Annotated in this window: 13 protein-coding genes and 9 pseudogenes; 15 read left to right on the top strand and 7 right to left on the bottom strand. The window is 54.2% G+C overall.

Annotated elements, in window-relative coordinates; all coding sequences use genetic code 11:
* Positions 1-24: 24 nt before the first annotated feature.
* Positions 25-3,834 carry a hypothetical protein gene (locus TRICHSKD4_RS13260; protein ID WP_009759546.1) on the bottom strand — a complete coding sequence of 1,270 codons (3,810 nt, stop codon included), beginning with the start codon at positions 3,832-3,834 and terminating at the stop codon, positions 25-27.
* Positions 3,835-4,177: 343 nt separating this feature from the next.
* Here TRICHSKD4_RS13260 and TRICHSKD4_RS31685 point away from each other — a divergent pair.
* Positions 4,178-4,276, top strand: a pseudogene (locus TRICHSKD4_RS31685) (IS6 family transposase); the annotation flags it as partial.
* Between the two features lie 53 nt (positions 4,277-4,329).
* Here the strand turns inward: TRICHSKD4_RS31685 and TRICHSKD4_RS13255 are convergent.
* Positions 4,330-4,965: a recombinase family protein gene (locus TRICHSKD4_RS13255; protein ID WP_009759544.1), complete on the bottom strand. Its 636-nt coding sequence runs from the start codon at positions 4,963-4,965 to the stop codon at positions 4,330-4,332.
* A gap of 252 nt (positions 4,966-5,217) precedes the next feature.
* Between TRICHSKD4_RS13255 and TRICHSKD4_RS13250 the strand changes: the two genes are divergently transcribed.
* The 3 genes and pseudogenes from TRICHSKD4_RS13250 (at position 5,218) to TRICHSKD4_RS13235 (ending at position 9,154) form a co-directional block, all read left to right on the top strand.
* A complete protein-coding gene (locus TRICHSKD4_RS13250) occupies positions 5,218-5,922 on the top strand; it encodes a DUF4158 domain-containing protein (protein WP_009759542.1) in 705 nt (234 codons plus the stop codon).
* Positions 5,923-6,078: 156 nt separating this feature from the next.
* Positions 6,079-7,990 (top strand): annotated as a pseudogene (locus TRICHSKD4_RS13245) (Tn3 family transposase); the annotation flags it as partial.
* Between the two features lie 138 nt (positions 7,991-8,128).
* Positions 8,129-9,154, top strand: a pseudogene (locus TRICHSKD4_RS13235) (IS3 family transposase).
* Between the two features lie 99 nt (positions 9,155-9,253).
* On the opposite strand, the gene TRICHSKD4_RS13230 reads toward TRICHSKD4_RS13235, so the two are convergent.
* Positions 9,254-10,759: a hypothetical protein gene (locus tag TRICHSKD4_RS13230; protein WP_009759538.1), complete on the bottom strand. Its 1,506-nt coding sequence runs from the start codon at positions 10,757-10,759 to the stop codon at positions 9,254-9,256.
* Positions 10,760-11,177: 418 nt separating this feature from the next.
* Here TRICHSKD4_RS13230 and TRICHSKD4_RS13220 point away from each other — a divergent pair.
* The 4 genes and pseudogenes from TRICHSKD4_RS13220 (at position 11,178) to TRICHSKD4_RS13210 (ending at position 14,067) form a co-directional block, all read left to right on the top strand.
* Positions 11,178-12,263 (top strand): annotated as a pseudogene (locus tag TRICHSKD4_RS13220) (IS3 family transposase).
* A 9-nt stretch (positions 12,264-12,272) separates the two neighbouring features.
* Entirely contained in the window at positions 12,273-12,791 is a 519-nt protein-coding gene (locus tag TRICHSKD4_RS28170) for a DUF3560 domain-containing protein (RefSeq protein WP_208993084.1), read from the top strand.
* Positions 12,788-13,438, top strand: coding sequence for a hypothetical protein (locus tag TRICHSKD4_RS28165; RefSeq protein ID WP_009759535.1), 651 nt, complete (start codon positions 12,788-12,790; stop codon positions 13,436-13,438). The genes TRICHSKD4_RS28170 and TRICHSKD4_RS28165 overlap by 4 nt, the downstream gene beginning before the upstream one ends.
* Before the next feature lie 86 nt (positions 13,439-13,524).
* Complete coding sequence (locus TRICHSKD4_RS13210; RefSeq protein WP_009759534.1) at positions 13,525-14,067, top strand: type 11 methyltransferase; 543 nt, start codon at positions 13,525-13,527, stop codon at positions 14,065-14,067.
* A 3-nt stretch (positions 14,068-14,070) separates the two neighbouring features.
* On the opposite strand, the gene TRICHSKD4_RS13205 is transcribed toward TRICHSKD4_RS13210, so the two are convergent.
* Complete coding sequence (locus TRICHSKD4_RS13205; protein ID WP_009467803.1) at positions 14,071-17,046, bottom strand: Tn3 family transposase; 2,976 nt, start codon at positions 17,044-17,046, stop codon at positions 14,071-14,073.
* Between the two features lie 161 nt (positions 17,047-17,207).
* Here TRICHSKD4_RS13205 and TRICHSKD4_RS13200 point away from each other — a divergent pair, with 161 nt between their 5' ends.
* From TRICHSKD4_RS13200 to TRICHSKD4_RS13190, 3 genes are all read left to right on the top strand, one after another.
* Positions 17,208-17,786: a recombinase family protein gene (locus TRICHSKD4_RS13200; RefSeq protein ID WP_009467802.1), complete on the top strand. Its 579-nt coding sequence runs from the start codon at positions 17,208-17,210 to the stop codon at positions 17,784-17,786.
* Between the two features lie 926 nt (positions 17,787-18,712).
* Positions 18,713-18,973: a GcrA family cell cycle regulator gene (locus TRICHSKD4_RS32345; RefSeq protein ID WP_083782785.1), complete on the top strand. Its 261-nt coding sequence runs from the start codon at positions 18,713-18,715 to the stop codon at positions 18,971-18,973.
* A 390-nt stretch (positions 18,974-19,363) separates the two neighbouring features.
* A complete protein-coding gene (locus TRICHSKD4_RS13190; RefSeq protein WP_009759530.1) occupies positions 19,364-19,696 on the top strand; it encodes a DUF736 family protein in 333 nt (110 codons plus the stop codon).
* Positions 19,697-19,741: 45 nt separating this feature from the next.
* On the opposite strand, the pseudogene TRICHSKD4_RS13185 reads toward TRICHSKD4_RS13190, so the two are convergent.
* Positions 19,742-20,701 (bottom strand): annotated as a pseudogene (locus tag TRICHSKD4_RS13185) (DNA topoisomerase); the annotation flags it as partial.
* 413 nt (positions 20,702-21,114) lie between these two features.
* Between TRICHSKD4_RS13185 and TRICHSKD4_RS13180 the strand changes: the two are divergent.
* The 3 genes and pseudogenes from TRICHSKD4_RS13180 to TRICHSKD4_RS31680 all read left to right on the top strand — a co-directional run.
* Positions 21,115-21,339: a hypothetical protein gene (locus TRICHSKD4_RS13180; RefSeq protein WP_009759528.1), complete on the top strand. Its 225-nt coding sequence runs from the start codon at positions 21,115-21,117 to the stop codon at positions 21,337-21,339.
* 296 nt (positions 21,340-21,635) lie between these two features.
* A complete protein-coding gene (locus TRICHSKD4_RS30265; RefSeq protein ID WP_208993083.1) occupies positions 21,636-21,773 on the top strand; it encodes a hypothetical protein in 138 nt (45 codons plus the stop codon).
* A gap of 217 nt (positions 21,774-21,990) precedes the next feature.
* Positions 21,991-22,478: pseudogene (locus TRICHSKD4_RS31680) on the top strand (transposase); the annotation flags it as partial.
* A gap of 35 nt (positions 22,479-22,513) precedes the next feature.
* Here the strand turns inward: TRICHSKD4_RS31680 and TRICHSKD4_RS13170 are convergent.
* Positions 22,514-22,786, bottom strand: a pseudogene (locus TRICHSKD4_RS13170) (transposase); the annotation flags it as partial.
* Between the two features lie 138 nt (positions 22,787-22,924).
* On the opposite strand from TRICHSKD4_RS13170, the pseudogene TRICHSKD4_RS13165 reads away from it, so the two are divergent.
* Positions 22,925-23,437, top strand: a pseudogene (locus tag TRICHSKD4_RS13165) (transposase); the annotation flags it as partial.
* Here the strand turns inward: TRICHSKD4_RS13165 and TRICHSKD4_RS29340 are convergent.
* A pseudogene (locus TRICHSKD4_RS29340) lies at positions 23,431-23,766 on the bottom strand (type IV secretory system conjugative DNA transfer family protein); the annotation flags it as partial. The pseudogenes TRICHSKD4_RS13165 and TRICHSKD4_RS29340 sit on opposite strands and share 7 nt — an antisense overlap.
* Positions 23,767-23,827 lie beyond the last annotated feature (61 nt).

Raw genomic sequence — 23,827 nt, 5'->3', positions numbered from 1 at the left:
TCCGCAGAACAGCCGCTTCCAGGGTCACGAGGTATCGCCGACGTTGTTGACGAGAACGGGCTTGCCATTAGGCGGGTAGAAATAGACCTTGTCTTCGCCGTTCACCGAGAAAGTCCGCCAGAAAGAGGTTCTTTCTACGTTTTCAGCCTTCGGCAATGGATCGCCAACGGTGTAAAGATCGTTCCACCAAATGTAGACGACGGACCCGTCAGCAACCAATTTGTAGAACTGATGCCCTTCGTGGTCGACTTGCCGACTGGCTACAATATTGCCATTTGCATCGACAATGTCTCCATTGTCATTGAGTATGACACTGTAGAGCAAGGTGTCATCTTCTCTGCCGATTTCCGGATTTTCATAAGTGTATCCCGTTGGCGTGGAGTACTTCCCAACAGGCGTTCCATCAGGCCTTATGATTTCGTTTTTGGTGCCCTCTTTGATCAAGTTTCCGTTCTTGTCGTATGTCCCGATCACGCTACCCTGTGCATCCCTAAGCACACCGTTACTGTCAGTCACGGTTTGCGAGGAGCCGAAGAACCGTGCGGTCTCCGTGCTTGGATCCTCACCTCCCGGTCCAGGCCCAAGATTTGTGCCAACCGATTGTTTCTTTTTGTCTGGATCTTGAGCTTCCGCGTCAGCCGCACTTTCAGAAGTGGATTGTGGTTTGCTTAATTCGTAGACAATCCAAGATGACAAGCCGATGCCAAACAGGGTCCAAAACGCGATCGAGCCATTGCTCTTGGCGACACGCACAAGCTTGATCAACGTTCCATCTGCAGGAAAGTGGTTGGGAAACTTTCTTGTCAGAAAATCTTTAACCCGCTGGGTGGCTTCTGAATTGCTGAGATTTGAGTCTGCAACGCTTTGTATGTACTCCTTGATTTCGCTCTGCATCTGTTCAGGCAGCTCGGAAGCACCGTACGTTCTCCTAAGGTAGGTTTTCATCGCCAATGGGTCGTCGTTCGTCCACGCATCGACAAGCGTTGGCCGATTTTCCTCAGCGGTTTCTGCCCACAGGCGTGCAAAACCCGGTTTCTGAGCACCTTTCGTGTTTTGAATTCCCAGTAGAAACAGCTTTCGATCCTCTGGAGAGCTTCTTGTAAGTTCGGCCTCTACCTTCTGATAGTCCTCCGGACTTAGCTTTCTTCTTATCCGGTTGAGTTCTTTGCGCAACGGCCTGTCGAATGGGCCATAGTTTTCATCCGGCTGCGGAGATATTTCATCTTCCTCGATATTTGCAGGTTCCAACTCGGCAATCTGAGCCAATTCTTCTGGACTGTCCTTCAGCGCTGCCAGCCTCAAAAACCGATCTCCGTTGCCAGCCTCGATTTGCGTTTCCAACTTCGTCAAAAACACATCTCGCTGATCAGCAGTCATGCCGTTGAACAGGCCCTCAACCTTCGTGCGCGTTTCGGCAGTGACGCCTTCTACCTCGTCGAAGGCGTTTCTCAGTCTCAATATTGGAGAAATCCCTGGTTCGCCGCTCGGGACCGATGGAAGCTCCTGCATTTCAAACTCTTCAAGTGGCAGAGAAGCGGGTTTTTGCGAGACCCGTGACGCCGCTTGCTCTGGGTCGAACGGGGTTCCGCCCGGCGGTCTGGAAACGAATTTGAAGTCAAATGATCCGTCCGCACGTCGCACGAATGTGGTTGATCTACCGACCAGTTTGAACTCGTTGGTTCCGCTGCCACTCGAGACTGGAATGAATGTTTCTCCTCCGTCCAAGCTGATTGCCAAATTCTCTTCCGAGTTGACATAAAGACCGCGAAAATATCCCTGCTCGTGGAACTTGTAGTCGGCCTTTCCCGGAAGTTCTTCAGCTGAAACCTTGAACCTTTCCGGCACCTTGGACGCGTTCCTGACTTCACCGAGAACAGAGACCTCTTCACTTTCAGCAAGGTCCTGAAGAGTATTCATCAAGAATGGGCTCTCCTGTGTGAGCGGTTCCTCCAATTTGCTGAGAATATTCCTGCCTAGGCCTTTGGCTGCCGCGAGGCCCTCTTTGGCAATAAGGCTCACGCCCTTGGCCGCGAGCGGGATCGCCAACCCAAGCACCAAATTGATCAACCCTGCTTTGAAATGCTGCTTACGTTCTTCTTCGCTATCCGCGTTTGCTGCTTCGACAAAGTCAGGCAGTGCAAAGACGACGGCCTCTCCTAGAACGATCAGGCCTGCGACCCAACCACTTGCACCAGCTGTCAACGGGGCAGTTACAAGCGCGCCTATTAAAATCAGCGGCTTGAGAATCTCCATCGCGATATCAAGACGCTTTTCAGCATTGGACTTGATATAAACGTCGGCGTTGTTGGTCTGCATGGTCTTGTCCCTTGAGATCAATTCGCTCTCAAGTTCCTCACCAAACGCATGCTCTTCGAAAGACAGCAAACTAAGGTCGCCACCCTGAATATCGGCAAGATCGGATTTGGCGCCTGAATTGATCAGGCCATCCTGAAGTTCCCACGCATCGAAATGGCTCAGGATCGTATTTGTGTTGTCCTTGTTCTTGAACCAATTATCGCGCTCTTTCTTGGTCTTGAACTCAACAACATTCGAACCGTGCGTTAAGGGGTTGTAGCTAACGAGGACCGACCGCTCGCTGTTTTTGTCCTCAAACAGAACCAGGCCGCTGCTCTGTTGACCGCCGATGCTGGGGAGAACTGTCCGGGTTGCGCCGTTACCTTCATACGCATTGTCAATGATCGCCAAGCCTTCCTTGCTCAGATGGCCTGGCTTCCCGGGCGGCAGACTGTGGGCCTTTTCGGCGGCGATCTTGGGATGGTCGTGGTAAAACTGATGCAGCTCGGCATCATTTTCTTTATAATACTTTTCCTGAAGATCATCGTGAACGCCTTGCAGATCGGCCCTGTATTCACCGCTTTCAATTTTCCGAAGCGTTGCCGGGCTTGCACGTGTCCCGTCCGTGTGCTGCGCTGATTTGATCTCGATGAGATCAATTTCATTTTTCAGCCTCAAAAACTCGTTCAGCGGCAGTGTCCTCGTTCGCTGCCTTGTGACGGTTCTTGTTCCCTTACGCATGAAAAGTCGGCCAGAGGGGTATTCGTACGTTTCGGTGGTCTGATAGTTTTCTTCAAAAGTAACTTTGTAACCGTCCGGATCGCTGATCCCGACGGACTTCCAATAACTCTCCTCAGCATGAAGTACCGTTGGCGCTTTTGAGTGAAGGTCGATCGCGCGTTCGGTGTAATTGTGCAGGGCCTTGGCCCCACCCGTGCGTGCCACATAGGTGGCGTGTCGGTTGACCGTCCAGTTACCAGTCGCAGGTTCGTAGGTCTCAACCGTTTTATCGACAGGATTGTAACGCTCGACCGGGTTGCCCTGTCGATCGAAGAGCATGATCCCATAAACGGTTGCCCCGTCGACTTCTCCGGCCGGATACCCGACAGCCAGATTCCCCGATTTCAGAAGCGTTGCTTCCTGGTTGGTGTAGTGTTTTCTACCCTGGTGCTTGGTCGTTTCCCAAAGAGCGTCGAACTTTCCGGTTTCAGCGGGAACATATTTCCCCTTTTTGAAAAAATCGGTGATGTCATCCGGTTGCCCAACGCCCTGGATTTTCCGCCCCCCGTTAACACCAAGCGTGCGACTTAAAAACTCTGCTTCGCGGGGGCGTTGGTTTGGTGTTGTCGATGGGGGAGAGGAAGCTCCCCTTGGAGAGCCAGGTGGAGAGTGGTCCTGTTTCACATCATGCTTCGGCTTCCCATGTGCAGGTTTCGGAAAACCGCCTATGCGATTGGCAACCGGTTGCTGATGGAACTTTGCCTTCGGCTGTTGAAACGCCAATGGTTCTTTGCGCTTGTTGGAAGAAACGCCAATCATCTCACAATCTCCTGAGCTACCCACAAGGAAACAGCAAGATTTTGGAAACAAAAATTCGGAAATTTCACTGACCGCAATAAATACATAGGTATTTATCCCATCAGCCCGGCCCCTAAAAGGTCTGGTCTAAAAGGTGTAAACATCATCGTTGGAGAGGCTGATTTACCATTTTATCAGAAGGACTCCGTCACAATAGAGTTTGAATTGTTCTACAAGATCGTCGAGATCACGGTCTTAGTTGAGTGTGAGCATTACCCGATGCTTCAACACCCTTGTTGCATGGCGAAGACCCTGCAAAATTGGCTTTAAGGCAAAGCTTCTCCCGTAATTGGAGTTTTGCGCCATGGTTCTCAATGCCATCGTTGACAAACTAAAGCGCAGTCAAAGGATGACTTCAAAAGGCCGACAGTTCGAGGGCCTGCTGATCATCCAGACCGTGTCCTAGCACCATCAACGGGTCCAACCCAACAAAGGTACCAAAACCACCACAGGATTTTAGGGTCTGGGACGGACGATGCCGTTTTTCTTGATCCAGTTTGATAGGTTGGCCGGGGTCGTGTTGTAGCGTTTGGCGATGAAGGCCTGTGTTGATCCGTTGGCGAGGAGGGCTTCGATTTCTGGCCGGAATTGGTCCAGCTTGCTCTTGCCAGGTCCTTTCGGGCGACCTAGCGGCAGGCCTGAGGCTTTTCTGGCGCGCAGGGCTTCGGTTGTGCGGGCGGAGATGAGGTCGCGTTCGATCTCGGCGGCCATGGAGAAAGCCATGGCGACGCTTTTGCTTTGGATGGTCTCATCGAGCCGCCAGTTTCCCTTGATGGCGTAGACGCGGATGCGGCGTGCGGCAGCGATGGAGAGAATTTCCATACATTCGAGCATGGAGCGCCCGAGCTGCGAGAGCTCGCTGACGATCAGGGCATCGCCCTCGGTCAGATCATCGAGAATAGCAGCAATCTTGCGCTTTCGCCATGTTGTCTTACCAGAGACCTTCTCCTCGACGAATTCGACCCGCCCAAGATCCTCTCGGTTGGCGAGCGTGAGAATATCGGCCCGGTTTTTATCGAGGCCCTGTGCCTCGGTAGAGACCCGCAAATAGCCGATGATCCGAGGCGCCGCGCGGTGTGTTTCTCCGTTCATTCGATAAAATCCCGATATTATGATAATTACCGTATCGAATAATGCGGTTTATTCAATGAATTTCACTTGATTTTTGCATCATCGAAAACGAACGTTTCGAGCGTAATTTTCAGCCCGGATTTTCTAATGCCCCGAATGCGTATCCTCAGCGCCGCCGATCAGGAGCGCCTTGAGCAACCTCCCGTCTTCGACAGCGTCGAACGCTAACGGCATTTCGATTTTCCCCGCACCGTGCTGGCGGTTGCGCAATCCATGCGCAGTTCGACGGGCCGGATCGGATTTCTGTTGGTCTACGGTTATTTCCGGGCCGCTCGACGGTTCTTCGCACCGGAATATTTCCATCGGCGCGATATCGCACATGTCGCTCGCGTGATTGGCGCAACATCGGAAGATTTCGAAGCCGGGGCTTACAAGGAGACCACGCGTCTGCGGCATCAGCGACTGGTGCTCGACCTACAGGGTTTTCGTGCCTTCGGCATGGATTCTGAGGCACGACTGGTTACCGAGATCGCCGCCATGGCACGGACGCATCTGGCACCGCGCATGATCTTCGGCCGCTGCATCGATTTTCTCATCGAACAGAAGATCCAGGTTCCGGGCGTCCGGCGCCTGACCGATCTCATCCGTCAGCAACTGGCGGAGCGCAAGCGCCTGCTAATGGATATGGTGAGCGCGCATCTCGCCCCGTCCGTTCGCGAGGTGTTGGAGGAGCTCTTTGAGCAGGAAGAGGGCGAGAACCGGTACAGGCTCAGTCTACTGAAGAAGATCTCGCAATCGACCCGCCCAACAAAGATCCGAGAGAGCGCAGATGATTTCCGTGCCATATCGGAACTTTACATCAAGGTCCGCCCGGTTCTCGAAACGCTCGATCTTGGGCCGGAGGGGATCCGCTACCATGCGGGCGGAGTGTTGCGTTCGGAGATCTTTCAACTCCGTCGCCGTGCAGACGCCGACTGACACCTGCATGCCATCGCCTTCATCGCCCATCAACATCACCGTCTTCATGATGCCCTCGTCGATCGGCTGCTGAGCGTAGTCCAATCCTTCGAGACCGCCGCTGGCCGCGATCACAAAGATCAGGTGTTCGAGCGCCGCCAATCGGAGAGCAACCGTATGGACTCGCTCTTGGATACGTTGAAAACGGAGGTATTCGGCGCGTTACAGGATATCCGCTCTCTGGTCGAGGACACCCGCCTGTCACCTGTTAAGAAAATTGATAGTATCCAGATCGTGCTCAATCAAGATCGAGAAAGTGCCTTACAGACATTACGTGCCGACATTCGCAGGGACGCGGGCGGGCGCGAGCCTTTGTATCAGGCGCTGGAAAGCCGGTCGTTGCGGCTCCAGAATCGGATCAGCCCGATCCTGCGGGTGGTCCACTTCGGCAGCGGCGAACGCTGCGCCGATCTCATGGCAGCCATCGCTCATTTCCGCGACAAGGACGGTGCCGTCACAGCCAACGCACCAATGGCCTTCCTCGACCAAGAGGAACGGGACGCCGTGTTACCCAAAAGCGGCCCGTTTCGCGTCTCGCTCTACAAGGTGTTTCTGTTCCAGTATACTGCCGGGGCGATCAAGGCGGGCAATCTTAACCTTGAGGGGTCCTACAAATACCGCCCTCTGGAAGATTACCTGATCAGCCGGGAGCGCTGGAATAAGGACAAAGCGCAGTTCCTTGTGCGTGCAGGACTGGTGGACTTCGCCGATCCCACGCCAGTCCTCACAGCCCTCGACAAAACGCTGCACCGGCAATATCAACAAACGAACGCCGCCATCCGCGAGGGGACGAACCCACATTTGAAAATCACCGCGAATGGCGGTTTCCGGGTTACGACACCCGCACAAGGAGAAATCGACAGCGAGCCGCTGAACAGAATTTTGCCTCAACGGTACTGCGTGCCGATAGCGGAGATACTCGCAACCGTCAATCGGCATTGCGGACTTCTCGATGAATTCCGCCACTGGCAGCAAGCTCATGTCCGACAACAACCAAATCCGGCGACGCTCTTCGCAGGGATCATGGGCCTCGGCTGCGGGATCGGCGCGCAGAGGATGGCCCGGATATCGCCATCAGTCAGCGAGCGGGAACTCGAACACGCGATCAACTGGCGATTTTCGCTCGACAACATCGTCGCCGCCAACGACCGCGTCGTGGCTGCCATGGACAATATGGAACTCCCTAACCTTTATCGGCGTTCGCAGAAAGCGCCACATACCTCAAGCGACGGCCAGAAATTCGAGGTTCGCCGCGAGTCCCTCAACGCCAGTTATTCGTTCAAGTATTTCGGCAAGGGCCAAGGCGTCAGCGCCTATACCTTCATCGATGAGCGCAGCATCCTTTGGCATTCTCTGGTTTTCAGCGCAGCCGAGCGCGAGAGCGCTTATGTCATCGACGGACTGATGCACAACGATGTCATCCGCAGCGATATTCATTCCACCGACGAGCATGGCTATAACGAGATCATCTTCGCTGGCGCCCACCTCATCGGCCTGTCCTACCCGCCAAGATTCAAAAATGTCGGGAAGCAGCGCCTCTATCGCTTCCACAGCCGCCGGAAGGATGGCGCCGATTGGGCAATCGCGCCCACAAAATATGTAAACGAGGCAGCTATCCTGGAAAATTGGGATGACATATTGCGCCTCGTTGCCACCATAAAACTCAAGGAGTCCACGGCCTCCGAAATCTTCAGGCGGCTCAATTCCTATTCCCGCCAGCACAGCCTCTACAAGGCAATGAAAGCCTTCGGTCAGATCGTTAAGTCGCTATTTATTCTGCGTTATGTCGATGATCTAGATCTGCGCCAGGCCATCGAAAAGCAGCTCAACAAAGTCGAGTTGGCGAACCGGTTTACGCGCCGTCGCTGTCGGAAATCCGCGCGAGTTCGCCCCAGTCGAGAAGGAAGAGCAGGAAATCGCCGAAGCCTGTAACCGCCTCATCAAAAACTGCATCATCTGCTGGAATTACCTCTACCTCGCAAGGCGGTTCGAACAGGCCGCGACCCCCGAGGAACGGGACCAGCTCCTAAGCACCATCGTAACCCATTCACCAATCGCTTGGGCGCATATCAACATGCTCGGCGAGTACGACTTTTTCGAAGCGACGCTCCAAGATGCAACCGGTGTCCTGCCTCCCAAAATTCCTGTGGTGGTTTCGGTACCTTTGTTGGGCCGGACCCGTTCACGGTTCACAGAGGAACAGATCATCGGCATGCTGCGGGAGCAGGAAGCCGGGATGAAGACGGTGGATGTCTGCCGCAAGCACGGCATCTCGGAAGCGACCTTCTACAAATACAAGGCCAAGTTCGGCGGGATGGACGTTTCCGATGCCCGCAAGCTGAAGAGGCTCTTGGCGGAAGCCATGCTCGACAACGCCATGCTGAAGGATGTTGCTTCAAAAAATGGTAACGCCCGGTGCACGACGGGAAGCTGCGGCTCACCTGTGCGGAGCGCACGGCGTGAGCCAGCGTCGGGCGTGTGCGGTCTTCGACCAGATGATGCCGATCTGCGTGAAGCCATGAGGAAGGTTGCCGGAGAGCGCCGGTGCTTCGGCTACAGGCGCATTCACCTGATGCTGGAGCGTCAGGGCATCCGAATGAATCAGAAGAAGCTGAGACGCCTCTATCGCGAGGAAAAGCTTCACGTCCGCAAACGTCGTGGCCGGAAGTGAGCTTTGGGCCGCAGACGGCCGATGGTGTTGCCGGGCAGGACAAACGAGCGGCGAAGCCTGGACTTCGTGTCGGATGCCTTTACGGACGGCCGCCGTTTCCGGGTTCTGCAGGTGGTCGATGATTACAGCTGCGAGTACCTGGCGCTTGTGGCCGATACTTCATTGTCCGGCTTGCGGGTCACCCGTGAACTTGATGCGCTCATCCGTCTGCGCGCCAAACCGGTCACCGTGGTCTCTGACAACGGAACCGAATTGACCAGCATGGCGGTGCTCAAATGGAGTCAGGGGAGGCATTACATCCAGCCCGGCGAAACGATGCAGAACGGCTTCGTCGAGAGTTTCAACGGTAGCTTCAGGGATGAGTGTCTCAACGAGACGCTGTTCTCGTCGCTTTCCGAAGCCCGATCCCAAATCACCGCATGGAAGGACGACTACAACCGAAACAGACCCCACTCATCCCTGGGCAATCTCACGCCCCACGAATTCGCATTGAAAAAGATATTGCAGACACAGGCCGCATGAGACCAAAAATCAACCAAAGGACTCCGCGCTAAGCCGGAAGAGGATTGGGTCTCAGGTCACAAAGCATCCCGGAGTTTTTCAGGGAGACTATACTACTGGCTACGAAGCCCGAAGCCTCTCGTGCAAATTGAGAACTATTTCTGTTATCTGTTCTATCCTGTCTATATTGAGATTTGCATTATTATAATTACTTGAGAAATGCTGTATGACATCTCGTATGCCTTGTGGCGAGACTGCCCCGACATCTTGTGCCAAGCTATATAGAAGATTAGCTATGCTCTGGTTTGTTGCGATCCTAAAAAGGTCAATGTTTCCCTTCGTCAATTCTGCCAAATTAGTCCAAGAATTTTTTGTTGCGTATTCCTTCAAGTTCGAACCACGATATTCTAAATTCGTTGGGGTCCGATTTGAGAACTTTAAAATTCCATCTTTAAAGTGGAAAAGTAAGTTGTCACCTTCTTCAGTGATATCAATAAGATTTTCTTTACTAAATTGCTCATTGTAAAGATTACTTCTTACGAACCCTTGTACCGAAGCGTCATCCACCATATCATTTATGGTATTTTCTGGCGAAGTCACCTGATTTTCACTAGTTAAAATCATAGACACGCGATCGGCAATATTGTCCAATATCGCTGCGGGGACGGAAAGCGGAACGAAGCCCAATTCAGCCTCCGGGAAGTAAAAATCTTCGGTGTCGTTCTTTGCTTCTGGCTCCGGGGCTGGTTGTCCATCCCTTAGTTGGTGACTGAGTTCGTCGAACCAAGCACCCAGGTTTATAAGCCTATTGATTTGACCATCATTACCAATCTTATCACCTCTCTCGTCAACTTTAGTCAGTTCTTCGATTTGTGCCGCAAAAGATTCTCGAATTTGGTGATACGCGGACGATATTTTTCCTTTAATTATATTTAAGCGTTCTTCTGGAATTTTGGAGAGCATGTCGCCAATTTTTTCAACACGAAGTGATACTCTCTGTTCCGCTCCGTCCCATCCAAGGTTCAAAGCAGCTTGGTAATCATCACCATATTCTAAAATTTCAAACGCTTTATCTAGAAAAGACAAACCCTCTTGACTATTAACTGTCCCCAGAATACCTAGTTCCAGTATTTGATGCGGTTTTAAATATTTGGCAATTGTATCGAGATTGAGTGTTCGCTCCAATACCTCCAGTGAGCTAAAATTCTCCGGCTCAAAATTATCCAAATATCCCAAGGCATGAAGATTAGATATCAATATGTTCCGATAATCTTCTTTCGGAACATCTTCTAACACACCGCCGCTCAGAATAATAAATACTGTTTGCGCGCGGGCCTCAAATTCCGTCTTCGCATCTTCGGGGATTGGCCAATGTGGAGCGCCAAGTTGCTGCGGGACAGAAGAAGGCTTATGCTCCATAACTTGTTGCGGTGATTGCCTGGGCTTCGCTTGCCACTGTTGTTGGGGGGTAGAAACAGGTCTTTGTTGGACCACCGCAGAGCTTGGAGATTTTTGCGGCCTTGGGAGAGCCCCTGGTTTGGTTGTCTGAACTCTTGGGGTTTGGGGAGTTACTCTTAGTTGGGGCCGGGGGAGAGTGGGTGTTCCGGTTCTAATTGGTCTAAGCATTCGAGAGTCCTCCTCTTGGTATTCTCGCATAACCCTGTTGAATATAAGTCAACCTAAAGTCTTACTGCTGTCGAACTATATTAATAGTTCGATGCGGCAGACTTATTGTCTTTGTATGTGTATTTTAGAGTGTGGAATTATTTTACAATAAAGATAATTCGTAATTTTTCGCGGCAGAATCATAAATAGTAAAGTAATTAATTATAATCGATAAAAAAATATTTATCAATCGATTGTCCGATAGGGATTATTTACGTAGCATGCCTAGGCTTCGGACTCATAACCAGTAGCAGATGGTTGCGGCAAGGCAGAGTGCGGAAAGAAAGTTTTCGGCGTTTCGGTCGTAGGGTAATCGTCCCCGAAAAACATAGGGTTGAAAATTAGACTTCTCCGGCCTTTGATATGGATGGAGAACGAGATGAAGAAATCGAGATTTACGGAAAGCCAGATCCTGGCAATCTTGAAGCAGGGTGAGAGCGGTGTGCCGGTCGCTGACCTTTGCCGGGAACACGGGATCAGCAACGCGACTTACTACAATTGGCGATCCAAATATGGCGGCATGGATGCGTCCCTGATGACTGAAATGAAGTCCATGGCCGAGGAAAACCGGCGCCTGAAGAAGATGTATGCCGAGATGGCGATGCAGAACGAGCTGCTGAAGGATGCTTTGGGAAAAAAGTAGCTCGGCCGTCTCAACGCAAGGAGATGGCCATCAGAGCTGTTCGACAGTGTGGCGTGAGCATTGGCTTGCCTGTCGGACTTTCCAGATCAGCGAAAGCTGCTATCGCTATGAACGCAAACTGTGCGATGAGAATGCCGAGATCGCGGATTGGCTGGTTCGGCTGACGACAACGCATCGCACTTGGGGGTTCGGCCTTTGCTTTCTTTATCTGCGCAATGTCAAAGGATATGCATAGAACCACAAGCGCGTTCGGCGGATCTATCGGTCGCTGGAGTTGAACCTGCGCATCAAGCCGAAGAAGCGGTTGGTTCGGGAAAAACCTGTGCCCTTGGCTGTTCCTGATGGCCCGAACATGACGTGGTCGATGGACTTCATGTCTGATCAGTTGGCCGACGGGCGCAGCTTCAGAACCTTGAATGTTCTGGATGACTTCAACCGGGAAGGGTTGGGCATTGAGGTGGACATCTCCATTCCCGCCCTACGTGTCATACGCACCCTGGAAAGGATCATCGAATGGCGTGGGACACCGCTGAACATTCGGGTGGACAATGGCCCCGAAAATGTCAGTTCCGCGCTACAAATATGGGCTTCAAGACGCGGCATTGGGCTGGAGTATATCCAGCCCGGCAAACCGCAACAGAACGCCTATGTTGAACGCTATAACCGAACTGTCCGCCATGAATGGCTCGGCCAGTACATATTCGAAACGATTGAGGAGGCACAGGATCACGCCACGCGCTGGCTATGGACATACAACAATGAACGGCCCAACATGCCATCGGTGGAATTACACCCGCAATGAAACTGAAATTGGCGGCCTGAAGTCCAGTTTTGAAACCCATCAAAAATGGGATGATTACCACCACACTGGCGGAACGGGCAGAGGCAAAGGCAGAGCGGCTGGACGCACTCGGAGACAAGCGCAGCCACCAGTCAAACGCCTTCATGCGCGCCGCCGATGACCTGTCGCAGGCGTTTTACATGGGGCAACCGATCCTTGTCGGGCATCACTCGGAAGCCAAGGCCCGCAAGACGCAAGAACGCATGCACAACGCAATGGACAAATCGGTCAGGGCTGCAAAGGCTGTTCAATACTGGCAATGGAAGGCGGCCGGCGTTGAACGCTTCGCCAACATGAAGAACAACCCCAAGACCCGCAGGAACCGGATTAAAACCCTGCTTGCAGAGCTGAGGGACATTCAAAGGACGCTCAACCATGCCGCCCTATGCCTCAAGGTCTGGGGACAGGCAACCAGCGACGAGGCAATCGAAAAACTTGCAGGAATGCGCCTTAAAACCGGTGATCTGGTCTATTGGGATCACTTGCAAGCCTACAGGCAAGGGGCATGACGGCTCAGGACTTGCGCGAGCGCTCCATGACCAATGCCCAAGCCGTCATGGACAGCCCTTACCGCCGCCGCTGGATTGACCATATTTTGAACCGGCTGGCTTATGAACGCGATTTGCTTGGAACCGTCGAGCGGTATGAAGGCGAGTTGACGCCGGTCATTCTTCAAGCCTTTGCCAGTGAATATGGAGCCCATAAACCGGCAGTAGAGACGAGCGAAACCGGCTTTGTCCTGACCAGTTCCGCACCCCTGCCGCTTCATCTGGCAAACGGCACGAGCCTTGACCTTGCCGCCGAGGACTGGCGGGAGTTGATGCAGTCCATTGGCTATGTCGTGCCGAACAAAAAACCGGCCTTGCCGCCGATCCTGAATTTTCGGGCCGTGGAGGTTGCAGCAGTCAACCGGTATAACGGACACGAACCGCGCCTGTTTCGGCAGGTGGACATGACCAGGGCAGCCTATGCCAAAATCCATAGCGAAGCCCGTTGGGTCGAAACCAGCCTTTGCGGGAGCTTCCGCTTCAAGGTCGCGCCCGACCCGGAGCACAAAGGCCCGTATCATTCCTGCCCGCGCGTGGCCGTGTTCCTGACCGACAGCAAGGAGCACCCGACACCGGACAGCGTGACTACAGCGCCAAAAGCCGCATGACAGGCAAAGAGAACAGACGAGAGGGAAAGGAGTTCCTCTCTCGTTCGATTGCTCCGACACGCGCCCAGCAAAACCGGACCACTGCCATGAGAAAATCTGTTTACACGCGCCCCGACAAACCCATGTTTGTTGCCGTGCAGCGCCGCACTAGCCCAACCTTGCCGCAGGCCCCGGAAATTGCCGAACCGCTGGTAATCGACAAGGCCAGTGAATGCCACATCACCCCGTCCGATGTTGCCCGCCGCATGGTCGATTATCTGGGACCGGCTGGCGACTACGCTACGCTTGAGCCGAGCGCTGGAACCGGCGCGCTTGTGTCCGCCCTTTTGGCTTCAGGCCACAGCAAGGGGGAAATCACCGCCGTTGAACGCCATCACAAGCTTGCCGCCAAGGTGGCAACGCTTGGCGTTCCGGTCATAGAGGAATGTTTTTTGGGTTATGCTGAACGGGTCAGGGGCAAGGTGGCCTTTCCCCGTATCGTGATGAACCCGCCCTTTTCGAAGGTGCGCCGCCACATCAAGGCCGCGCTAACCCTGCTTGATGCGGGCGGGCACAGGGAACCGGCAAACCTTGTTGGGGTCAGAACAAGATTTGCTCCCGTAGACACGCTAAGGGCGAACGGATTGTGAACATCATGCCGCCCGCAGAATTTTTCCAGGCGACCGTAACGTCCTGAAGCCTTCAGGTATTTGTTTCTCCGTGTCCCAGGAGTAGATGCCGGTCAGATTGATATGCTCCCAACGGAGCGGCGAGATGTGCTTGAGCACGTCATCGGTAATTTTCCGGCCCTGCTGTCGCAGATGAGCGACGGCCCGGCTGAGATAAACGGTGTTCCAGTGCACGATGGTACTGACTACCAAGTTCAGTCCGGAGGCCCGAAACGCCTGGCTGTCATAGGAGCGGTCGCGTATTTCGCCGCGTTCGTGGAAAAATACGGCACGCTTGAGTTTGTGGGCAGCCTCACCCTTGTTGAGACCAGCCTGGCACCGCCGGCGCAGCGATTGGCTCGAATACCATTCGATCATGAACAGTGTCCGTTCGATGCGACCGATCTCACGGAGCGCCTTGGCCAGGTCGTTGGCTTTCGACGAGGTGGCAAACATCTTGAGGATGGTTGATGGCGCGACAGTTCGCGTTGTGACCGACGCGCCTATGCGCAGGAGATCGTCCCAATTCTCAAGAATGAGCGTGGTGTTGATCGGAGTGCCAATATGATTGGCCAAGGCTGGGTAGGTATCGGCTCTTTCGAAGGTATGGAATTTCCGGTCCTTGATGTTGCGCAGCCGGGGAGCGAAGCGCTTTCCAACGAATGGGAACAGTCCGAAGACCTGATCGCTGGCGCCGCCGGTGTCGGTGAACAGTTCCTCGATTTCGAGGATGGTGTCGTGGTCAAACAGCCCGTCCAGGACATAGACGGCTTCGCTCTCGGTTGGGCTGATCGGCAGGATGCTGAAGTAACCGTACTGATCGGAAAGTCCGCTGTAGAATTTCGTGCCCGGTTCGCTGCCGTAATGCAGGTTGATGTCACCGCGCTTTGCCGCACGATCGCTGGCCCGGAAGAATTGACCGTCAGACGATGCGGTCGTTCCGTCACCCCAAAGGCGCGAGTGCGGATGAAGCGTATGTGCATCGGTCACGCAGGCCTGCGCCGCTCGATAGGTCTCGGACCGGGCGTGGAAGGTTCGCATCCAACCTATTTGATGGGCGCTGATCCCTTTCGAAGCTCCGGCCATGCGTTTCGGGCCGAGATTTGTACCGTCCGCAAGCACACCTGCGAGCATCGCCGGAATGTTTCGCGGCACGTCTCCCGTTCGGACATGGGAGAACTGGTCGGCAAAACCGGTCCATTCATGTACTTCCCGGAGCAGGTCGGGAATTTCGACGAGCGGATACATTTCGGAGATCTCGGCGTTCAAGTCTTCGGCCGCAGCGGGAACATCCCTGGCATGCGGCGTCACGATCAAGGTTCCCGCCTCGAGCCTGACGCCTTCGAGCTTTCCATTACGGGCACGATACGCGAGCCGTTTGAGGTTTAAGTCCATCATTTGCCGGACCTCGGTCAGCCACGCCTCGCCGTCTCTCTGCACACCGAGACCCAGTTTGTCTTCCTCCTTGAGAGCGACAAAAGTGGACCTTGACATCAGATGTTCATCGATCGGCCGGAAGGCCCGGCTGCCTTCGACCCAGACATCGCGGGATCTGAGCCGATCACGCAAATGAGCGAGCGTCGCGATCTCATAAAGCCGGCGATCCGGCTTTCCATTCTCGAAGATCAGCTTCCTGTCTGACTTTGCAAGATGGGCAACCGGAACGCGCTCGGGAAGAACACGCCTTCCTTCGGCATAAAGCGATCGCAGTACTGCTATTGCGGCCAGCAGCGGATCGTGACGTCGGCGGGACTGGAAGTTGAAGTTCTGGAGGAAAGCTGCCGCATATTTGCGAAGGTTACCGTATTGCTCGGCCGCCAGCGCTAACGGGGAAGTGCTGTTGCTTTCGACGATGGCTTCGAGACCTGGCTTGATTTGCAGTAGCCGGTTCCAGCCGACCTGCCGGTTCAATGTGTCGATCGCATCTTCACCGGTATCGTTGGCGGCCTGTAAAGCCACGATTGTGTCGAGGAACAGCCGCAACACCTTCGATGTTTCGGCGCGTGGGTTCATATGGCGCTGCTTTTTGCGATTGTTGGCCTTGGAGAACAAACGGCCGATCAATTTGATGAACATGGTCATCGCATCGTCGGTGAGCTTCTGACCAAGCTTGATGACCTGTGCCACAAGTGTCGCGTGCCGACGGCTGGCGGTAAAGTCGTTGGCGAGCCAGGCCGGCGTGGCATCTCCCTCACGAACCATCTGTTCCCAACGGCCAGACGGAATACGAGCTTGCAATCGGGGATCGATCCCGAGCGAACGCAGAAAAATGACTCGTTCTATCAATCCGACCAGGTTCAGCGCGCCGGGAGCCTCCGGAGCCGACTTCAGCCAGTGAAAGCGCGTCTGACCGATCGCGGGTTCGACGGTTAGCAAGTCGTCGAGAGATACCAGCGTCTCCGGTGTGAGGTTCGAGATTAGGCCAGCCTCAGCACGACGCCTGGCGAGAGCCCGGCCTGCAATCCCGATCTTCACAATGGAATGCAGGGACGGAAGCAAGGCACGTCGGTCCCGGAAAGCCTTGATAATCGCCTCGGTGATCGGTAACCCCTTGTCCCCAGAAGCGGCGGCGTCTGTAGCAGCAACCAAGGCTGCACGGCGATCGTCCTTATTCGCGAGGTGCAGACCGAGATATTCTGTCAGGTGCCTACTATGATCGAACCTGGTTTGTGTCCGCGTCGCATAGATGGAAAAGTGGCGCGGCTCAATGCCGAGCTGATCGGCCAAATATTCGATGATCAACGTTGGTGGCAATTCGCCATCGCCCAAGAGGCGGCCAGTGTGACGCATGACACAGAGCTGGACGGCAAAGCCCAGTTGGTTGTGGGGGCGTCGGCGCAATTCGCATTCGAGGCGATCGCCTGCATCGAGTGTGTAATGACGAATAAGGCTGTCTTCATCTACGGCAAGTTCCAGCAGTGTTTGCGCCTCGCCGGCATTGATAAGTTTCCTTCGCCCCATTCGCCTACTCCTGTACATCGACACGCCTTGCAACTAGGTAGGTTACCTGTCCAAAAACGAGCGATTACGTACAGGGTCAAAATACCCTGTCCACAAATTACCTTGACGGATTTATGAACAGTATATTTATTTCAGACAGTCTATTCGGACGAAATTGAACCATGCCATGCACCTTTGCCTACGTCCGCGTCTCCACGACCGGCCAGACGACTGAGAACCAACTCCAGGAAATCGAAGCTGCCGGTTTCAAGGTTGAGCCGCGTCGGATTATCACCGAGACGATTTCCGGCAGCACTGCCATTGCGCAGCGCCGCGGCTTTTCCAGGCTTATGGACAAGTTGGAGGGTGGCGACATATTAATTGTAACCAAGCTCGACCGCCTCGGTCGCGATGCCATTGATGTCAGCGCCACGGTCAAGGCGCTCGCAGAAATGGGGGTACGTGTCTATTGCCTCGCACTCGGCGGCGCTGACCTCACCAGCCCGGCTGGCACCATGACCATGCAAGTACTCAACGCCGTGGCTCAGTTTGAGCGGGATTTGCTAATCGAGAGGACACAATCCGGTCTCAAACGTGCAAAATCGGAAGGCAAAGCCCTCGGTCGCCCCGCAACGCTCAACGACAAGCAGAAGCAGGAAGTACGCGACGACCTCGCAAAGGGGATGAGTGTCTCAGAGATCGCAAGAAAATTTGCCACCAGTCGACAGACAATTATGCGTGTTCGCGATGACCGTTCATGATCCGTTCGATCTTAGCGTGTCTGTGGGAACAAATCTTGTTCTGACCCCTTGTTGCGCTGGTTCCCGTCACATTCACCCATGATGGCGCGGAAGAACTGGAAGTCCTGCCGGAGAACACATTCTCAACATGCGTTGTGCGCACAAAAATTATCCGTATTGTGCACACACAGGATCATTGGTTCCGAATTGGAGCGGCTAAAGCAGCAGCGCCGGGCCAGCGGCGCGACCGGGAGAGATAGGCTCGCCCGGCTGAGGCAACAGCCTTGCCGCTCTAACGGAGAGAAATGTGATGTGGTTCATACCAATAAGCATTTCCCTTAGCATCAAAAAGACCCGGAAGCACTGGCGAGTAACTCTCCGGGTCTCAATGATAGCTTAAGGAAAGGTGCGGCAGGGAAGCCTGCCGCCCACTCCGTGACTGAATATAGCGCCTTTCCCTTAAAATTCCAAGCCGGGGCCGGTTATCCGGCACATCGAGTGCCGGATAACCGGTTCGATTGATACGGTCCGCTGTCCGGGGTGTGATTGCCAGGTGGATCGACCACCTGACAATCACGCATGAGGGGCGCCCCAAAGGCCCACGTCCCTCAAACTCCCGTCCCACCGATGGGCCTGTTAGAAGAATAGCGCGATTCCAGTCTGTATTTTCCGAGAAATTTCCGGAAATCTGTTGAGTATCAGTGGAAAAGTAACGTAAAGGAAAGTTGTGGAAAGTGGGCTGTGTTGGTGAGAATGTATTGTAAGAAATTTGCCGAGAATAATGTATACATCAATTCAGCTACGCTTATGCCTTCCCCCAAGATAATGGCCTTTTGCTGTTGGAGAATGGCGGATTGCCCAACTGCCCTTGCAGCATCAAACTGTAGGGGCTTTTTCTTTTTCACTGCAAACCTGATACAGGGCAATTTTGAACAGAGGGTGGATTCATGAGCAAATGTGCGACTGATGAAGAAAACGAGCCGCCCATGGGGCTCCGTGAGCTCGCCCGCACCGGATTTGGTCCCAAGGGAGGGGTGCTCATCACCGAACTGACAGGAAGCCAATGCAAATGGCCACTGTGGGAAGACGCGAGCGGGCCTTTTCACTGTTGTGGGGCTCCACGTGGCAAAGGACCTTATTGCGAAGACCACAGTCGCATTGGCAGTGCAGGGCGGGTGTCGCTTCCCAAATTGCCAAGGGGTGGGTGACACGCGTGCAATACAGCGCATGACTAATTAACCTTTGCTGTGGATCAGAAATTCGAATGCATGCTGAAAGCATTCAGCGAATGGACAGCACACTAAATTTGACTTCCGTACATGACTTCCACATGGTGTGCTGTCCGCTCCCCTCCGAAGCGCTTGCTCCGATCCGTTCATGATACCCCGCCGTGGGTGTTGCTCCTGATGCCCGTTCGCATGTCACCACGATTTGCGCAAAGCTACGGTCCAGACTATTTCCCCGGCCTTGCGGCCTTCCTCGCGGAAAACAAATAGTCCGGCCCTTCGCTTCCTCCGCTTTGCTCCAGCCTGCGGTGCGCATCGCTTTGTGCCATGCCTTTGAACGATCATCGCAACACACAAGGCGGAGTATCAGACATGAACATCACCAATTACATCCAGTTCGAGAATGCAGACCTGACAGTGGCCGTTGGAACCGGCCTCATTTCCACCCTCGACCGCGACATCGATATCAAGGTGGTCCCCTTTGCCTCCGACAACGACAAGGCCCCGACGCACCGGGTCTATGCGAAGTCCCCTCGCGGCCATGACATCGAGGTCGGCGGCATCTGGAAGAAGACAAGCCAGGACGGCAAGACCTACTACACGCTGTCGATCCGCAAGCTCCACTTCAATGCGAACCTTGGCCGATATCCGGGTCAGGACGATCCGTCCCTTCAGGCCGTCATCGAGTGGGAGCCCCGCGACTGAGGACCAGCCAGCGCCCGGAATGTCCGGGCGCACCCACCCTGCCGATTAGCGCCTGCCCTTCTTGGAGGCGGTTCCGGCCTTCTTGCCAAAGGCCCGGTCAAGAACGGCCTTGGCCGTAGAGGCCGACACATTGCCCGGATACCCTTTCGGTGGCTTGATCTTGCCGTCACCGACAAGCTTTGTGATCCATTCCATCTGGGCGGTTGAGGCCATATTGTTGGCATCGATCCACGCGCTCAAGGCTTTGGCGTCAAGGGTTGTTTCATGGGGAATGACCACACCTGTGCGCTGCGCAATCCGCTTTGCCAGCTCCATTTGGGCAGGGCTTGGCAGCTTCGGTCCTTCCGAGCGCTCTTCCATCGGCCCGAGAAACTCGCGCAGGGCGTCAAAATCCTCAAGCTGCGCTTTCGTCAGTTTAACGCCTTCCTTCTCGGCCTTGATCTTCGCGAACTTCAGCATGGCAGGTGATGGCTTGCGCTTGATGGCAAGCTGCTCGCCGCTGCCTGAGAGCGCATTGATGACTGTCTGGGCTGCATTGCAGATTTCATCGACGACAGCGCGGGCATTGGCGGAGCCTCGCAGGATATCATCGAGCCTGTTTTCCATCCTTGCGGTAGAGGCGGGATCAAGCACATCGGCGCAGCGCTCGCTCAATATCCTGTAAAGATCCATCGCCGCCTGGGTCGCGTGCAGCTTGCCCTTTTTTACCTCCATGAAGTTCTGGCGCTTCAGGCCCTCGATGATGGTGTCGCGTGTGGCCGGTGTCCCAATGCCCTTGGCTTCCTTCAGCCGGGCTTGTTCTTCCGCGTCTTCAACAAATTTCCATGCGTTCTGCATGGCCTCGATCAGCGAGCCTTCCGAATACCGGGGAGGGGGCGTGGTTTTCTTTGTCTCGATATCGGCCGAGACAACGAACACGATTGCGCCGTCCTTGATGGCTGGCAACTCCTGTTCCGCCTCACCCTCCTCCTCGTCATCATCCCTGGAATTGCCATGGGCGGATTTCCAACCTGCTTCCCGTGGGCGTTAGAGACGACCGATTCCCGACAGCGGAGCAAGAGACCTTGAGCAGCCGGTATCTCCCTGTATTTGCCGCCGACCGCAGCCCGGATATTGCGGGCCTGAGACGGTTTTTCCGTGATCACGATGGAGGTCATGCAGGGTCCTGTCAGTTTTGCCGCCTTAACGTGACGGCTTGTGTCCTGGTTCAAAATCGATGTCGGTTGTCAGGTCTTCTTGATGAAGGGTTCGAGAGTGACGTGCGCAACGTTACGCGGGCCGTCCGACCGGCAACCCGTAAAGGGTTCTTCGCTTCGCTGCGACCGCAAGCGGTGCCTTGCCCGGACCATTTATCGCTCCGGGGGCCCCTGCGTCCTTGTGCTCCTGTCACAATCGAAACCATCAAGGGAGACCTTCTTATGAAACAGACCATCGAATACCTGAACCGCACAAGCCGCCGCGTCATCGGCTACCTCGGCAAACTGATTGCAAAACTGAAGCATGACGGCAAGCTCACGATAAGCTTGACCCTCTCGGTACCGCCGTTCGTACGGATCAGCTTCGGCTACAGCGCCAGCTTTTCCAAGCAGGCCGACAATGACAATGAAAAGCGGCCCGCCGCAGGCAGTCTTTCGGCGGGGTGACCCACCTTTGGGGCCAAACTTGGCGCTCAATTGAATCAATGTGAGCTAAGCTAGCTAAACTGGATTGGCATTCATTAATAATGCGTTGCACAATTTCATGTTGCGTGTGCGAAGAATGCAAGTCTGGTATGCGCTTGTAAGCCTAGCTAAAACGAAGCGAATTTCATAAAAGAGTCGCATTAATAATAGAAATTTAGATGAAAAGTACCACCCAACCTCCCACAAGGAGAAGCAAAATGGTTATTGATACCCAAAATCACTCTCATAGCAGTTTCGTACGTCGCGCTTTGGAGCGAATGACCCAAAGTAATTCAGTTCAGGGGCGTCGTTATGTAAACGGCTATCTGCTGTCGCTTGACGACACAACGCTCAATGCTCGCGGGTATGACCGTAAGGAGCTTGGGCCCAATTCACCAAGTGTGATCGTTTATTAAGCCCAGGCAATCCAAGATGATTTCCGAAGCGCGGTTTTTTGGCCGCGCTTTTTGTTTGGGTATCTGGGAAGCCGCCAAAGATGGGGTGTAGGCATTGGCCGGGAAGTTGCCGGCCAAATGTTAAAGGCCAGGCCGATTTGCCTAAGCTCCAGTTGACCTGAGACCCGGAATCTCCTCCAAAAATGAGTAGAGTTCGTCCCTAACTAGGAGACGACATATGAGACGCTCAAGTTTCACCGAGGAACAGATCATCGGCATGATCAAAGAGCAGGAGGCAGGAACTCCGACTGCTGATGTTTGCCGCAAGCAAGGGATCAGCACCGCTTCATTCTACAAATACAAGGCCAAATATGGCGGCATGGATGTTTCGGACGCCCGCAAGCTGAAGGCTCTGGAAGATGAGAACGCCAAGCTGAAGAAGCTGCTTGCCGAGCAGATGCTGGACAATGCCATTCTGAAGGATATCAGCGCGCGAAAGTGGTAACGCCCGTCGCCAAGCGGCAAGCGATCGCCCACGCCTGCAAACAGCACGGTGTGAGTGAACGACGGGCGTGCCTTGTTCTCGATATTGATCGCTCGACTGTTCGGTATCGGAGCGTTCGACCTGATGACGGCGATTTGCGTGCCGTTATCCGGCAGGTGGCCACTGAACGACGCCGTTTCGGATATAGGCGCATTCACGTCATGCTTGAGCGTGAGGGGGTAATCATCCCATTTTTGATGGGCTTTAAAACTGGACTTCAGGCCGCTTCTTTCAGTTTCATTGCTGGCGTGATGCCGCCGATGGCCATGTTGGGCCGTTCATTGTTGTATGTCCATAGCCATTGTGTGGCGTGATCCTGTGCCTCCTCAATCGTTTCGAATATGTATTGTCCGAGCCATTCATGGCGGACTGTTCTGTTGTAGCGTTCAACATAGGCGTTTTGTTGCGGTTTTCCGGGTTGGATATACTCCAGTCCAATGCCGCGTCTTGAAGCCCATATTTGTAGCGCGGAACTGACATTTTCGGGGCCATAACACCTTCGGAATGACACTGCTTCAGAGGCTATGAATGCCTGCGCAGCCACCAAATAGCGCAGAAGGTGATCATAGCCGGGTCTCAGGTACCTACAGTGGTTTTGCAACAAACCACACTGCAAGGGAGACCGACTATGACCGATGCCAATATTGCACAGACCGAGCCTGTTTTGGTTGCTGTTCCGGGTAAAAACCGCCGCCGCCGTCTGATTGTGTTGAACCAGCTCGACGACTTTAACCGATTGATCGCGGCGCTCTCAGATTATGGTCGTCCTGAGCGCGCGGCTTTTGAAGCAACGGGCAATTACCATCGCGCCCTAGCTTACCGGCTCGGGCGCGCAGGGTTCGAAGTCAAGTTGGTGTCGTCCGTCGCTTTGGCCCGCACCCGTGAGGCTTTGAACAACAGTTGGGACAAGAATGATCCAAAGGATGCCCAGGTCATCCTGCACATGATGCAGATCGGGAACGAGCAGTTCTACCACGACCCCATGCTGTGCGGCACGAACGATCTTCAGGAACTTTCCAATACCCACGACATCGTCTCGCGCTCGAAGACCGAGCTTTGGCATCGGGTTCTGACCCATTACCTGCCGCTGTATTGGCCCGAGGCAGAACGCTTTCATCGCAGTTCGCGCAGTGATTGGTTCAACTGCCTGAACTCGTCCAGCAGAAAATACACCGGCACGGACCTGGGATCATGTTCAAGGGTAAGGATATCCATCACTTGTTGAATGAACAGCGTGAGCAGCGGACGCAGGAGCGTAATGTCGGTGATGTTCGGCGCAAGATAGATGGTGATTGGCCGTCGCTTCATGGATCGCAGATCCATATCGGTCATGTTCGTTGCTGCAACGATCCGCTCATTCTTGAAGGGCTTCATGGCCTTCTGGATATCAAGGAGCGCCGAGGCGGCAGCGCGGTCGGAAAGCGCCAGATACGAATTGAAGCTCTCTACCGTGAACTTCGACAGGTAAGTGTAGCGGCTTGAGATTATAAATCGCCGTGCGCTTCGAGGATGTCAGTCTGGGGGAGCGCGT

Source organism: Roseibium sp. TrichSKD4 (assembly GCF_000148725.1).
Taxonomy (GTDB): Bacteria; Pseudomonadota; Alphaproteobacteria; order Rhizobiales; family Stappiaceae; genus Roseibium.
The sequence above is the reverse complement of the archived record's forward strand: the minus strand, read 5'-3'. Positions and strand labels throughout refer to the sequence as shown.